General features: G+C 68.3%; 13 protein-coding genes. 7 read left to right on the forward strand and 6 right to left on the reverse strand.

The window, feature by feature from the left end; genetic code table 11:
• Nucleotides 1–74 precede the first annotated feature (74 nt).
• The 5 genes from BEMPMBAN_RS24865 to BEMPMBAN_RS24885 all read left to right on the forward strand — a co-directional run bounded on the left by BEMPMBAN_RS24865 (nucleotide 75) and on the right by BEMPMBAN_RS24885 (nucleotide 5372).
• Nucleotides 75–1019 (forward strand): ACP S-malonyltransferase, encoded by a 945-nt coding sequence (locus tag BEMPMBAN_RS24865; RefSeq protein WP_200846114.1) that lies wholly within the window; start codon nucleotides 75–77, stop codon nucleotides 1017–1019.
• A gap of 64 nt (nucleotides 1020–1083) precedes the next feature.
• Nucleotides 1084–1383, forward strand: a complete 300-nt coding sequence (gene acpM / locus BEMPMBAN_RS24870; RefSeq protein WP_159234008.1) for a meromycolate extension acyl carrier protein AcpM — start codon at nucleotides 1084–1086, stop codon at nucleotides 1381–1383.
• Nucleotides 1380–2630, forward strand: a complete 1251-nt coding sequence (gene kasA / locus BEMPMBAN_RS24875) for a 3-oxoacyl-ACP synthase KasA (RefSeq protein ID WP_159234010.1) — start codon at nucleotides 1380–1382, stop codon at nucleotides 2628–2630. The genes acpM and kasA overlap by 4 nt, the downstream gene beginning before the upstream one ends.
• A 55-nt stretch (nucleotides 2631–2685) precedes the next feature.
• Nucleotides 2686–3939 carry a 3-oxoacyl-ACP synthase KasB gene (kasB, locus tag BEMPMBAN_RS24880; RefSeq protein ID WP_159234012.1) on the forward strand — a complete coding sequence of 418 codons (1254 nt, stop codon included), beginning with the start codon at nucleotides 2686–2688 and terminating at the stop codon, nucleotides 3937–3939.
• 11 nt (nucleotides 3940–3950) lie between these two features.
• Nucleotides 3951–5372, forward strand: coding sequence for an acyl-CoA carboxylase subunit beta (locus BEMPMBAN_RS24885; protein WP_159234014.1), 1422 nt, complete (start codon nucleotides 3951–3953; stop codon nucleotides 5370–5372).
• A gap of 50 nt (nucleotides 5373–5422) precedes the next feature.
• Here BEMPMBAN_RS24885 and BEMPMBAN_RS24890 read toward each other — a convergent pair whose 3' ends face one another.
• Together BEMPMBAN_RS24890 and BEMPMBAN_RS24895 are read right to left on the reverse strand one after the other, a co-directional pair.
• Entirely contained in the window at nucleotides 5423–7006 is a 1584-nt protein-coding gene (locus BEMPMBAN_RS24890; protein ID WP_159234016.1) for a glycerol-3-phosphate dehydrogenase/oxidase, read from the reverse strand.
• A complete protein-coding gene (locus tag BEMPMBAN_RS24895) occupies nucleotides 7003–7581 on the reverse strand; it encodes a TetR/AcrR family transcriptional regulator (protein WP_159234057.1) in 579 nt (192 codons plus the stop codon). Before BEMPMBAN_RS24895 ends, BEMPMBAN_RS24890 begins: the two co-directional genes overlap by 4 nt.
• 53 nt (nucleotides 7582–7634) lie before the next feature.
• Here BEMPMBAN_RS24895 and BEMPMBAN_RS24900 point away from each other — a divergent pair, with 53 nt between their 5' ends.
• On the forward strand, nucleotides 7635–9215 hold the full coding sequence (locus BEMPMBAN_RS24900) for an FAD-binding oxidoreductase (protein WP_159234019.1): 1581 nt from the start codon (nucleotides 7635–7637) through the stop codon (nucleotides 9213–9215).
• Between the two features lie 22 nt (nucleotides 9216–9237).
• Nucleotides 9238–10164 carry a diacylglycerol kinase gene (locus tag BEMPMBAN_RS24905; protein WP_159234021.1) on the forward strand — a complete coding sequence of 309 codons (927 nt, stop codon included), beginning with the start codon at nucleotides 9238–9240 and terminating at the stop codon, nucleotides 10162–10164.
• On the opposite strand, the gene BEMPMBAN_RS24910 is transcribed toward BEMPMBAN_RS24905, so the two are convergent.
• The 4 genes from BEMPMBAN_RS24910 to BEMPMBAN_RS24925 all read right to left on the reverse strand — a co-directional run bounded on the left by BEMPMBAN_RS24910 (nucleotide 10145) and on the right by BEMPMBAN_RS24925 (nucleotide 13715).
• Complete coding sequence (locus BEMPMBAN_RS24910) at nucleotides 10145–10657, reverse strand: DUF3145 domain-containing protein (protein WP_159234023.1); 513 nt, start codon at nucleotides 10655–10657, stop codon at nucleotides 10145–10147. The genes BEMPMBAN_RS24905 and BEMPMBAN_RS24910 overlap by 20 nt on opposite strands.
• 118 nt (nucleotides 10658–10775) lie before the next feature.
• Nucleotides 10776–11600: a serine hydrolase domain-containing protein gene (locus BEMPMBAN_RS24915; protein WP_159234025.1), complete on the reverse strand. Its 825-nt coding sequence runs from the start codon at nucleotides 11598–11600 to the stop codon at nucleotides 10776–10778.
• 12 nt (nucleotides 11601–11612) lie between these two features.
• Nucleotides 11613–12581: a mechanosensitive ion channel family protein gene (locus tag BEMPMBAN_RS24920; protein WP_159234027.1), complete on the reverse strand. Its 969-nt coding sequence runs from the start codon at nucleotides 12579–12581 to the stop codon at nucleotides 11613–11615.
• Nucleotides 12582–12632: 51 nt separating this feature from the next.
• Nucleotides 12633–13715, reverse strand: a complete 1083-nt coding sequence (locus tag BEMPMBAN_RS24925) for a class I SAM-dependent methyltransferase (RefSeq protein ID WP_159234029.1) — start codon at nucleotides 13713–13715, stop codon at nucleotides 12633–12635.
• Nucleotides 13716–13823 lie beyond the last annotated feature (108 nt).

Raw genomic sequence — 13823 nt, forward strand, 5'->3', positions numbered from 1 at the left:
ACAAGGTTCATAATCTCTTACACCGTGCAAAACCGACTTCTCAATGTTTCCTTAGAGACGTGCCCCAGAAGACTGTGCTTGCCTTCCTCGCGCCCGGACAGGGCTCGCAGACTCCCGGCATGCTCGCCGACTGGCTCGAGCTACCCGGAGCCGCCGAGCGCATTGCGGCGTGGTCCGACATCAGCGGCCTCGACTTGGCCCGTCTGGGCACCACCGCCACCGCCGAGGAGATCACCGACACCGCGGTGACGCAACCGCTCGTCGTGGCGGCGACCCTGCTCGCACACGAGGAGCTCACCAAGCGCGCGAACCTCGCCGACATCGGCGCAGACATCATCGTCGCCGGACACTCGGTCGGAGAGATCGCGGCCTACGCGATCGCCGGAGTCATCTCGGCCGACGAGGCCGTCTCGCTGGCCGCCACCCGCGGCGCGGAGATGGCCAAGGCCTGCGCGATCGAACCCACCGGCATGTCCGCGCTGCTCGGCGGCGACGAGGCCGAGGTGCTCGCCCGCCTGGAGGCCCTGGACCTGGTCCCGGCCAACCGCAACGCGGCCGGGCAGATCGTCGCCGCTGGTGCGGTGTCGGCGCTGGAGAAGCTGGCCGAGGATCCGCCGGCGCGGGCCCGGGTCCGTCGCCTCGCCACCGCCGGTGCGTTCCACACCCAATACATGGCCCCGGCGCTCGCCGGGTACACCGCGGTTGCCGATCGAATCGCGCCGACGGAGATCTCCTCACCCGCCGTCACGCTGCTGTCGAACGCCGACGGCCGTCCGGTGTCCTCCGCTGCCGATGCGTTGGACAAACTGGTGGCGCAGATGACCAAGCCGGTCCGCTGGGATCTGTGCACCGCGACCATGCGTGAGTTGTTCGAGCAAGCGGACAACTCGGCGATCATCGAGTTCCCCCCGGCGGGAACACTGACCGGAATCGCCAAACGCGAATTGAAGGGAACCCCGAACCACCCCATCAAGTCCCCCGCCGACCTGGACGGACTTGTGGAATCCCTCCGCAACTGACCAGCCCATCCCGTAGTTCGTACGTTCCGTAATAAGTAACAACACACAGATAGAAGGAGCCACCGTGCCCGCCACTCAGGACGAAATCATCGCCGGCCTCGCCGAGATCATCGAAGAGGTCACCGGTATCGAGCCCTCCGAGGTCACCCCCGAGAAGTCGTTCGTCGACGACCTGGACATCGACTCGCTGTCGATGGTGGAGATCGCCGTGCAGACCGAGGACAAGTACGGCGTGAAGATCCCCGACGAGGACCTCGCCGGGCTGCGCACCGTCGGTGACGTCGTCGCCTACATCCAGAAGCTCGAGGCCGAGAACCCCGAAGCCGCCGCGGCCATCCGGGCGCAGATCACGGGTGACAAGTGACCAGACCTTCCACTGCTAACGGCGGTTACCCCAATGTTGTGGTAACCGCTGTAACAGCGACGACGTCGATCGCGGCGGACATCGAGAGCACGTGGAAGGGCTTGTTGGCCGGCGAGAGCGGTATCCACGTCCTCGAGGACGACTTCATCACCAAGTGGGACCTGCCGGTGAAGATCGGCGGGCACCTCAAAGAACCGCTCGACCCGCTGATGACGCGGCTCGACCTTCGCCGGATGTCCTACGTCCAGCGGATGTCGAAGTATCTGGGCAACCAGCTCTGGGAGACCGCGGGTTCGCCCGAGGTCGATCCGGATCGCTTCGCCGTGGTCATCGGCACCGGTCTGGGTGGCGGCGAGAAGATCGTCGAGACGTATGACGCGATGAACGAGGGCGGGCCCCGCAAGGTGTCCCCGCTCGCCGTTCAGATGATCATGCCGAACGGCGCCGCTGCCGTCGTCGGCCTCGCACTGGGCGCCCGCGCCGGGGTCATCACCCCGGTGTCGGCCTGCTCGTCGGGGTCCGAGGGCATCGCCCACGCCTGGCGCCAGATCGTCATGGGTGACGCGGACATCGCCGTATGCGGTGGCGTCGAAGGCGGCATCGAAGCACTGCCCATCGCAGCGTTCTCGATGATGCGCGCCATGTCGACCCGCAACGACGATCCGGAAGGCGCGTCGCGGCCGTTCGACAAGAACCGCGACGGGTTCGTCTTCGGTGAAGCCGGTGCGCTGATGGTCATCGAGACCGAGGAGCACGCCAAGGCCCGTGGCGCCAAGCCGCTGGCCCGGTTGCTCGGCGCGGGCATCTCGTCGGACGCCTACCACATGGTGGCGCCGGCGCCGGACGGTCTGCGAGCCGCGCACGCGATGAAGCGGGCGATGGAGACGGCGGGCTTGTCGGCCAAGGACATCAACCACGTCAATGCCCACGCCACGTCCACCTCGATCGGTGACCTCGCCGAAGCCAACGCAATCAGGGCGGCCGGTGTGGAACACGCCGCGGTGTATGCGCCGAAGTCGGCGCTGGGTCACTCCATCGGCGCTGTCGGCGCACTGGAGTCGATCCTCACAGTGCTCGCACTGCGGGACGGCGTCATCCCGCCGACACTGAACTTCGAGACGCCCGACCCTGAGATCGGTCTCGATGTCGTCGCGGGTGAGCCTCGATATGGGGAATACCAGTACGCCATCAACAATTCGTTCGGGTTCGGTGGCCACAATGTGGCATTGGCCTTCGGTCGCTACTAGAAGACCCGGACGACCATACTGATCGGAGATCGGAGAAAGGACGCGCAGCTCACCCATGCCTTCGGCTACCACAGGTAACGGACTTCCGGACGTCGTCGTCACCGGCATCGCGATGACCACGAGTGTGGCCACCGACGCCGAGGCGACGTGGAAGGCGCTCCTGGATGGGCAGAGCGGCATCCGTCAGCTCGAGGATCCCTTCATCGAGCAGTTCCAGCTCCCGGTCCGCATCGGCGGCCACCTGCTGGAGGACTTCGAGTCGGAATTGACCAAGGTCGAGAACCGGCGGATGTCCTACGTGCAGAAGATGGCCGCCGTGCTGGGCAGGCGGGCCTGGGACGATGCGGGCGCTCCGGAGGTCGACACCGATCGGCTGTTGGTGTCGATCGGAACCGGTCTCGGCGGTGCCGAAGCGTTGGTGTTCGCCTACGACGGCATGCGGGAGCGCGGCCTCAAGGCCGTCTCACCGCTGTCGGTGCAGATGTACATGCCCAACGGGCCGTCGGCCGTGGTCGGACTCGACCGCCACGCGAAAGCCGGCGTCGTCACCCCGGTGTCGGCGTGTGCGTCCGGTTCGGAGGGGATCGCCCAGGCCTGGCGCAACATCGTGCTCGGCGAAGCCGATATCGCGATCTGCGGCGGCGTCGAGCAGCGCATCGAAGCCGTGCCGATCGCCGCGTTCGCCCAGATGCGCATCGTCATGTCCACCAACAACGACAACCCCGCCGGTGCGTGTCGCCCGTTCGACAAGGACCGCGACGGGTTCGTCTTCGGCGAAGGCGGTGCGCTGATGGTCATCGAGACCGAAGAGCACGCCAAGGCGCGCGGCGCCAAACCGCTGGCGCGGCTGTTGGGTGCGAGCATCACCTCCGACGGGTTCCACATGGTGGCCCCCGACCCGAACGGGGAACGTGCCGGCTACGCGATGACGCGGGCCATCGAGTTGGGCGGTCTTCAGCCTTCCGACATCGACCACGTGAACGCGCACGCCACCGGCACCAGCGTCGGCGACGTCGCCGAGGGCAAGGCCATCAACAATGCGCTGGGGAGGCACCGCCCCGCGGTGTACGCCCCGAAGTCCGCGCTGGGTCACTCCGTCGGCGCGGTCGGTGCGGTGGAGTCGATCTTGACCCTGATGGCGTTGCGCGACGGTGTCATCCCACCCACGCTGAACCTCGAAAACCTCGATCCCGAGATCGATCTCGACGTCGTGGCCGGGAAACCGCGCACCGGAGAAATCCGGTACGCGATCAACAATTCATTCGGATTCGGCGGGCACAATGTCGCACTCGCCTTCGGTAAGTACTGACAGGAGATCACATGACGACAATGGCCCCCGAAGAGGTAAACGAATCACTCGATCCTCGTGATCCGCTGCTGCGACTGTCGACGTTCTTCGACGACGGCAGTGTCGAACTGCTCCACGAGCGGGACCGCTCCGGCATTCTGGCCGCGGCCGGCACCGTCAACGGTGTGCGCACCATCGCGTTCTGCACCGACGGCACCGTGATGGGTGGCGCCATGGGCGTCGAGGGCTGCAAGCACATCGTCGACGCCTACGACGTCGCGATCGAGGAGCAGAGCCCGATCGTCGGCATCTGGCACTCCGGCGGCGCGCGACTGGCCGAGGGCGTCAAGGCGCTGCACGCGGTCGGCCTGGTCTTCGAGGCGATGATCCGGGCGTCGGGCTACATCCCGCAGATCTCGGTGGTCGTCGGTTTCGCCGCAGGCGGCGCCGCCTACGGCCCCGCGCTCACCGACGTCGTCATCATGGCGCCGGAGGGCCGGGTGTTCGTCACCGGCCCCGACGTGGTGCGCAGCGTGACCGGTGAGGATGTCGACATGGCCTCGCTCGGCGGTCCGGACACCCACCACAAGAAGTCCGGTGTCTGCCACATCGTCGCCACCGACGAGCTCGACGCCTACCAGCGCGGTCGTCGCCTGGTCGGACTCTTCTGCCAGCAGGGCCATTTCGACCGCAACAAGGCCGAGGCCGGCGACACCGATCTGCGGGCGCTGCTGCCCGAGTCGTCGCGACGCGCCTACGACGTGCACCCGTTGGTCGAGGCGCTTCTGGACAGCGACAGCCCGTTCGAGGAGTTCCAGGCCAAGTGGGCTCCGTCGATGGTGGTCGGCCTGGGCCGGCTGTCGGGACGCACCGTCGGCGTGCTGGCCAACAACCCGTTGCGCCTCGGTGGCTGCCTGAACTCCGAGAGCGCGGAGAAGGCAGCACGTTTCGTGCGGCTGTGTGATGCCTTCGGTATCCCGCTGGTCGTCATCGTCGACGTGCCCGGCTACCTGCCGGGCGTGGACCAGGAATGGGGCGGCGTGGTGCGCCGCGGCGCGAAGCTGCTGCACGCGTTCGGCGAATCCTCGGTTCCGCGAGTCACCCTGGTCACCCGCAAGATCTACGGCGGCGCTTACATCGCGATGAACTCGCGGTCGCTGAACGCCACCAAGGTGTTCGCGTGGCCGGACGCCGAGGTGGCCGTCATGGGCGCCAAGGCCGCCGTCGGCATCCTGCACAAGAAGACGCTGGCCGCCGCCGCGCCCGAGGACCGCGAGGCGCTGCACGAACAGCTCGCCGTGGAACACGAGAAGATCGCCGGCGGCGTCGACTCGGCGATCGACATCGGCGTGGTGGACGCGAAGATCGACCCGTCGCACACCCGCAGCGTGCTGACCCAGGCGCTGGCCGAGGCACCCGCACGCCGCGGCCGCCACAAGAACATCCCGCTGTAAAACCTCTCCGCCGGAAAACCTCTCCGCCGGAACGGTATTCCAGCAGGCCGTCACTCGGGCTTTCGCTGCTGGAATACCGTTCCGGCGAGCATTTCCGCAGCCACGTGCTCGGCTCGCGCACGGTCTCCGGCGACCAGTCCGATGCGGGTACGCCGGTCGAGGATGTCCTCGACTGTCATCGCGCCCTCATGGGTGACCGCGTACTCGAACTCGGCGCGGATCACATCGATGCCGTCGGCGACCGGATCGGTGGGCCGTTCACAGCCGGCCTGCGCGATCACGTTGGGCGCCTCCGCGCCGTAGCGAGCCACCAGTGAGCTCGGCAGCTCAGCCGGTGAACGCAGCGTGGCCACCGGGTTGGACGGGGCGCCGACCAACGGCAGATTGCGAGTGCGGCAGGGCCCGGCGGTCAGACCGCGCAGTGTCACGGCACGGTCCACGACGTCTTCGGCCATGTACCGGTATTCGGTCAGTTTCCCGCCGATCACGCTGATCACCCCCGAAGGCGAGTCGGTGACCGCGTGGTCCCGCGAGACGTCGGCGGTCCTGCTCTGGCCACCACTGCTCCTCGCGTCCGCATCACCCGTGTCGATCAACGGCCGCAGGCCCGCATAGGAGCCGACGATGTCGTCGTGACCCAGGGCCGTGTCCAGTGCGGTGTTGACGGTGTCGAGCAGGAACGAGACCTCCGACGGCGTCGGCTGCGGCACATCGGGGATCGGCCCGGGGGCATCCTCGTCGGTCAGTCCCAGATACACCCGGCCGAGCTGCTCAGGCATCGCGAACACGAACCTGTTGAGCTCGCCGGGGATCGGAACGGTCAGCGCCGCAGTGGGATTGCCGAACGCGGCGGCGTCGAACACCAGATGGGTGCCACGGCTGGGCCGTAACCGGATGGAGTCGTCGACCTCGCCGGCCCACACCCCGGTGGCGTTGACGACCGCGCGGGCCGTGACGTCGGTCGACTCCCCCGTCGACATGTCGGTGAGCGTGACCGAAGTGCGCGTCGCGTTCGACGCTGCGACCCGGGTGAGGATCCTGGCACCGTGCTGGGCGGCGGTGCGGGCCACCGCGGTGACCAACCGGGCGTCGTCGATGAGCTGTCCGTCGTAGGCCAGCAACGCACCGTCGAGGCCGTCGCGGCGCACGGTCGGCGCCAGGGCGACGGCCCGGTGCGCATCGATGCGGCGGGACCGGGGCAACGTGGACGCCGGCGTGCCCGCCAGCTTGCGCAGCCCGTCGCCGGCCGCAAACCCGAATCGCACCAGCGCCCGGGAGGCTGCCGACATCTCGGGCAACAGCGGCACCAGCTGCGGCATCGCCCGCACCAGGTGAGGTGCGTTGCGAGTCATCAGGATTCCGCGTTCGACAGCGCTGCGCCGGGCGATGCCCACGTTGCCGGTAGCCAGGTAGCGCAGTCCGCCGTGCACCAGCTTCGAACTCCACCGGCTGGTGCCGAACGCCAGATCGTGCTTCTCCACCAGCACCACCGACAGGCCCCGCGTTGCGGCGTCCAGGGCGATCCCGGCGCCGGTGATGCCGCCGCCGATGACGACGACGTCGACGGTCGCGCCGTCGAGCGCGACGAGTTCCCGGGTGCGCCGCGAGGCGTTCAGAGCCGTTGCGCTGCTCATGGTTTCAGATATCCGTTCAGTGAGTGGGCGAGCTCGACACCGAGCGCCTCGCGGTCGAGGATCTTCTCGACCATTTGGGAGGACTGGATGGTCGACTGCGTGATGAGCAGGCACATCGCGCCCATCTGACGTGCGTCGCCGGGCCGGACGCTGCCGTCGTCCTGCGCCGTCGCGATCGCCTCGGCCAGTGCCTCGACCAGGATCTGCTGACTGGTTCCGAGGCGTTCGGCGATGTAGACCATCGCCATGCTCGGCGCGTTGATGATCACCGACATCACCACCTCGTCGTTGCGCAGGTGCTCGGCGACTGCGACCACACGGTCGACCAGGGCGGTGCGTCCGGGCCCGCGGGACGGGACGGTGTCGAGCACCCCGGCGATCCGGACCGTCAGCAGTTCGGCGATCACCCAGCGGATGTCCGGCCAGCGCCGGTAGATCGTCGGTCGGCTGACCCGCGCCCGTCGTGCGATCTCGGTCATCGTCGTCCGCTCGATGCCGTAGGCCAGGATGCACGCCGCGGCGGCATCCAGGATTCGCTTCTCGACACTGGCATCAGCGTTACGGATTGACATGATCTGTAATACTGTAACCCATGACGCGCCTCGATGCCCATCCGGACCACCCCCCGATGCAGTGGAACGCCTGGGGAGACGCCGCTGCGGCCAAACCCCTGTCCCCCGGAACCCGCGCGCTGCTCGAGCAGGCGCTCGGCATCGAGGCTCACGACGTCGACGAGCCCAGCGCCGACCAGGTCCGGCTCCGTCCATCGGCGTTGTCCCAGACCGACCGCAACGGGCTCAGCGCGATCGTCGGCGAGGCCAACGTCACCGTCGACGACACCGCACGGTTGCTTCGTGCCGGCGGCAAATCCACTCTGGACCTGCTGCGGCGCCGCGACTTCGGCGTTCAGGACGCTCCCGATGCAGTGTTGGCGCCGGGCGACGAGGACGAGGTGTCCGAGATCCTCGCGTTCTGCGGGGACCGCAGTATCGCCGTCGTACCGTTCGGCGGCGGCACCAGCGTGGTGGGCGGACTGGACCCGCTGCGCGGAGACTTCAAGGCGGTGGTGTCGCTGGATCTGCGCAGGCTCGACGAGTTGCACGCACTCGACGAGGTCTCCTGGGAGGCCGAGTTGGGTGCCGGTCTGAGCGGGCCGGAGGCCGAACGACTGCTCGGCGCGCGCGGCTTCGCCCTGGGCCACTATCCGCAGAGCTTCCTGTTCGCCACCATCGGCGGGTTCGCCGCGACGCGGTCGTCCGGGCAGGATTCCGCGGGTTACGGCCGGTTCAACGACATGGTCCGCGGCCTGCGTGCCGTCACCCCGGCCGGCGTCCTCGACCTGGGGCGCGCCCCGGAGTCCGCGGCCGGGCCTGACCTGCGCCAGCTGTTGATCGGGTCGGAGGGCACCCTCGGGGTCATCACCCGGGTGCGGGTCCGCGTCCACCCGGTCCCGGCCGCGACCCGGTATGAGGCCTGGTCGTTTCCCGACTTCGCCACCGGCGCCGATGCCCTGCGCGCGGTCGTCCAGACCGGCACCGGCCCGACCGTGATCCGCTTGTCCGACGAGGCCGAGACCGGTGTCAACCTCGCCACCACCGACAACATCGGCGAACAGACAAACACCGGCGGATGCCTGGCGATCACCGTGTTCGAGGGCACCGAGGCCCACGTCGCCAGCCGCCACTCCGAGACCCGCGCGCTGCTGGAGGCCGGCGGCGGCACATCACTGGGCGAGGAGCCGGCGCGCGCCTGGGAACACGGCCGGTTCAACGCGCCCTATCTGCGCGATGCGCTGCTGTCGGCCGGCGCCCTGTGCGAGACCTTGGAGACGGCCACCAACTGGTCGAATGTGCCGACGCTGAAAGCAGCGGTCACCGAGGCGCTCACCGCCACACTCACCGATTCGGGGACACCGGCGCTGGTGCTGTGCCACATTTCGCACGTGTATCCGACCGGGGCATCGCTGTACTTCACGGTTGTCGCCGCCCAACGGGGCAACCCGGTCGAGCAGTGGCGCACCGCCAAAGCGGCCGCATCCGACGCGATCATGCGTGTCGGCGCCACCATCACCCACCACCACGCTGTCGGCGCCGACCACCGGCCGTGGATGCGCGACGAGATCGGCGACGTCGGCGTGCAGGTGTTGCGCGCGGTCAAGAAGACCCTCGACCCGGCGGGCATCCTCAACCCGGGCAAGCTGATTCCGTGAGGCCGCGCACGCGAGGAGCAATATGACCCGCGTCACCGTGTTGACCAACCCCGCTTCCGGGCACGGCCGCGCGCCACACGCCGCCGAGCGTGCCATCACCCAACTGCACCGTCGGGGCGTCGACGTCGTCGCGGTCGCGGGCCGCGACGCCGAGCACGCCCGGCAGCTCGTCGCCGGGGCCCTGGACCGCGGGATGGACGCGCTGGTGGTAGTCGGCGGCGACGGCATCGTCTCCCTCGCGCTCCAGGTGATCGCGCAGACCGAGATACCCCTGGCCATCATTCCGGCGGGTACGGGCAACGACCACGCGCGGGAGTTCGGGATTCCCGCGCATGATCCCGAAGCCGCCGCCGACGTCGTCGTCGACGGTGTGGCGGACGAGGTCGATCTGGGCCGCATCGTCGGCGCCGACGGCACCAACAAGTGGTTCGGCACCGTGATGGCCGCCGGGTTCGACTCGCTGGTCACCGACCGGACCAACCGGATGCGCTGGCCCCACGGCCGGATGCGCTACAACCTGGCGATGGTGGCCGAACTGTCCAAGCTGCGGCTACTCCCGTTCCGGTTGACTTTCAGCGGGCCGGGCGGCGACGAAGAGATTCTCACCGATCTGACGCTGGCCGCGTTCGGCAACACCCGCAGCTACGGCGGCGGGATGCTGATCTGCCCGGGAGCCGATCCGACGGACGGGCTGCTGGACGTGACGATGGTGGCGTCCGCGTCCCGCTCCCGGCTGATCCGGTTGTTCCCCCGGGTCTTCAAGGGCACCCATGTCCACCTCGATGAGGTGCAGACGGCCCGGGCGCGCACCATCGCCGTGGAGTCGCCGGGGATCAACACCTACGCCGATGGCGAGTACGTGTGCCCGCTGCCGGTGCAGGTGTCCGCGGTGCCGGGGGCGCTGAAGATCCTGCGCCCGCGAAGAACAGTTAGCCGACCCCTCGGTTGAGCCAGCTGACCTCGGCGCCGACGCCGCCGTCCCGATAGGCCTCGAGGGCCTCGTCCCAGGCGGTGCCCAGCACCGAGTCCAGTTCGACGGCCAGGGTGTCGGCGCCGGATGCCATCAGCGTGCGTAGCCGCATCTCCCCGACCATCACGTCACCGTTGGCGCTCATCGCCCCGCTCCACATGCCCAACTGCGGGGTGTGGCACCAGCGGTGACCGTCGACCCCGGTACTGGGATCCTCGGTCACCTCGAAGCGCAGCACCGACCACGAGCGCAGCGCGTTCGCCAGCTGGGCGCCGGTGCCCACCGGCCCGACCCAGTTGGTGACGGCGCGCAGCTGACCCGGCATCGCGGGTTGCGGGGTCCACTTCAGGTTCGCCCTCGCAGAGAGGGTCGACGACAACGCCCACTCGACGTGCGGGCACACCGCCGCGGGTGAGGCATGGATGTAAACCACGCCCGTCGCCGCGTCGGCGAATTGGTTCGCTGCACGCATCTGCTGCTCCTTCGGCTCCACGAGGGACGTCTTCCCCAACGACCTGGTGAACCATTCAGAGACAGTAGATGCAGTTGTGCTGTACGTGCCTATTGTGCCTTGTGAGACGGATGTTGCGCTAGTCCGGTCCGAATTCTCTCAGAACTTCATCAGACAGCGCCGGCATCACGGTGTGTGCCCACTCGCCGAATTTGCGGTCGGTCAGCACCACCAAGGCCAGATCCACGCCCGGATCGACCCACAGAAACGTCCCTGACTGGCCGAAGTGCCCATAGGTGCCAGCGGAATTGCGCTTGCCGGTCCAGTGCGGTGATTTGCCGTCCTTGATCTCGAACCCCAGCCCCCAGTCGTTGGGGCGCTGCACGCCGAAGCCGGGCAGCACCCCGTCGAGCCCGGGAAACTGCACGGAGGTGGCCTCGTGGTGCATCTGGGGTGACACCGTCGCCGGCACCAGCAGGTCGCCGGCGAATGCCACCAGGTCGTCGACGGTCGAGGTCGCACCGTATCCGGCGGCCTGCGCGCCACCGTCGAGGTCGGTGTCGGCCATCCCGAGCGGTCCACAGAGCGCCTCGGCCAGGTAGGTGGCGAACGGGATGTCTGATTCTTGCTCGAGGACCTCGGCGAGCACCGCGAACCCGTGGTTCGAGTAGATCCGGCGGGTGCCCGGTTCGGCGAGCACCTTCGCCGAGGTCATCTCGTAGCCGGCGGCGTGGGCGAGCAGGTGGCGCACCGTCGATCCGGGCGGACCGGCCGCGGTGTCGAGTTCCACCGCTCCCTCTTCGACGGCCACCTGCGCTGCGCGGGCCGCCAGCGGCTTGGTCACCGACGCCAGCGCGAAGCAGTGCCGGGTGTCGCCGTGGCTGTCGAGCACTCCGGTGGGACCCACCACCGCCGCGGCGACGGTCGGAACAGGCCAGTCGGCGAGGACGTCCAGGGCTGCCATCGACTGAGCAGCCTAGTTCGTCTCCCCGTTCGGGTTCGAACCGCCGACCAGAGCGTGGATACGTCCCCGGGGGTAGGGCAGATCGATGCCGTGCTCGTCGTAGGCGCGAAGGATCTCCCGACGCAACCGCCGCTGCACGGCCCACTGGGCGCCGGGACGGGTCTTCAAGGTCATCCGCAACGTCAGCAGATCCGGCGACAGTTCCTGCACGCCCAGCATCTCGGGCCGGCCGAGGACCTTCGCCTCGATCGACTCGTCGGTGAGGGCGGCCTCGGCCGCGTCGAGAGCTACCCGCTCGGCCAGGTCCACATCGGCGGTCAGGGACACCGGTACCTCGATCCGCGCCACGGCGTACTCCTGACTCATGTTGCCGACGCGGGCGATCTCACCGTTGCGCACGTACCAGAGCGTGCCGTCGATGTCGCGCAGCGTGGTGATCCGCAACCCGACGCTCTGCACCTCACCGACGGCCTCGCCGAGGTCGACGATGTCACCGACGCCGTACTGGTCCTCCAGCAGCATGAACACGCCGGTGACGAAATCGCGCACCAGGTTCTGCGCGCCGAAGCCGATCGCGAGCCCGACCACACCGGCCGAGGCGATGAACGGCGCGATGTTCACGCCGACGACGTTCAGGATCGCCAGGATGGCCCAGACCAACAGCACGATCGACACCGTGGACTTGAGCACCGACCCGATGGTCTGGGCCCGCAGTTGGCGCCGTTCACTCACCTGCTGGCTGGTCGCGGTGGCAGGCACCCGGTCACGGAGGCCACGCAGCAACGGCGGCTTGGCCGGTGCGTTCTCGTCACCGCTGGCCTTCTTCTTGCCCGACCGGCCGGTGGCCCGGTCGATCATCCGGTGCAGGACAAAACGGGCGATCAGGACCACGACGATGTAGATCGCGATGCGTATCGGAACCTCACCGAGCCAGTAGCGACTTGTCTCCGTCCATTCGAAAGCCAACGCGTGCACATCCATGCTCTCGACCGTACGGATCGTCCCGGTGTTGTCCAACCCCTTCCCGGGCGCTCACTTCCTGGCGATGTAGTAGTAGTTCAGCGGGTCGGACTCGATCTCGCGCACCTGCACATCGGCGAATCCGGCGTCGGCCAGCATCGAGGTCGCGACCTCGCGACCCCAGCAGGTGCCCAGCCCGTCGCCGTCGAGACCCAGGGACACACTCATGCAGTGCATCGTCGAAACGGTGTACAGGTAGGACCCGAACGGCACCCCGATGTTGTCCTCCAGCCGGCTGGACGCCTTGATGTCCACCATCAGGAAAACGCCTCCGGGCCGCAGCGCGCGATGGATGTTGGCCAGCACCTCGGCCGGGTGCGCCTGGTCGTGGATGGCGTCGAACGCGGTGATGACGTCGAAGGCCTCGGTCCTGCGGTCCTCGGCGACGTCGGCGGACTCGAAGGTGACGTTGGTCAGCCCGAGCCGCAGCGCCTCCGCGGCACCCGCGGCAAGACCCTCCTGCGAGAAGTCGATCCCGACGAACCGGCTGGACGGGAACGCCTGCCCCATGACGTTGACGGCGTGTCCGCTGCCGCAGCCGAAGTCCGCCACGTCGACACCGGCCCGCAGCCGTTCTGGCAGCCCGTCGACCAACGGCAGGATCCCGTCGACCAGCGCGGCGTCGAAGACCTCCCCGCTCTCTTCGGCCATCAGCTTGTGGAAACGCGGATACTCGCTGTAGGACAACCCGCCGCCGTGCTCGAAGCAGCCGATCACCTTCTGCTCCACCTCGCCCAGCAGCGGGATGAACTGCGCGACGCGCGAGAGGTTGTCCGGGCCGGCGGCCCGGGTGAGTACCGCGGCGCGCGTCTCGGGAAGCGAGTACGTCTGCGTCGCAGGGTCGTAGTCGACGATGCGGCCGGCGACCACGCCGCCGAGCCACTCCCGGACGTAACGCTCGTTCAGCCCGGCGGCGTCGGCGATCTGCGTGCTGGTGGCCGGGGGCAGCCCCGCCAGCGTGTCGAACAGTTTGGTCTGGTGGCCGATCGACAGCAGGAGGGCCACGCTGGCGGCATCGATGGCGCCGACGATCCGCTCGGCGAACTCCTCGGTGGCCTCGGTTGCAGTTGTTGGGTTTGCGTCGATAGTCGTCATGTCGGACACGCTAGGCCGACCCCGCCGCCCCCGGCATCGATCACCCGATGCAACTTGCTGCCAGTCGATGGTGCAAATGATGCAGACGCCCGCGCGTGACCTGCAGGA

It is taken from the genome of Mycolicibacterium austroafricanum (genome assembly GCF_902705885.1).
In the GTDB taxonomy this organism is placed as follows: domain Bacteria; phylum Actinomycetota; class Actinomycetes; order Mycobacteriales; family Mycobacteriaceae; genus Mycobacterium; species Mycobacterium vanbaalenii_A.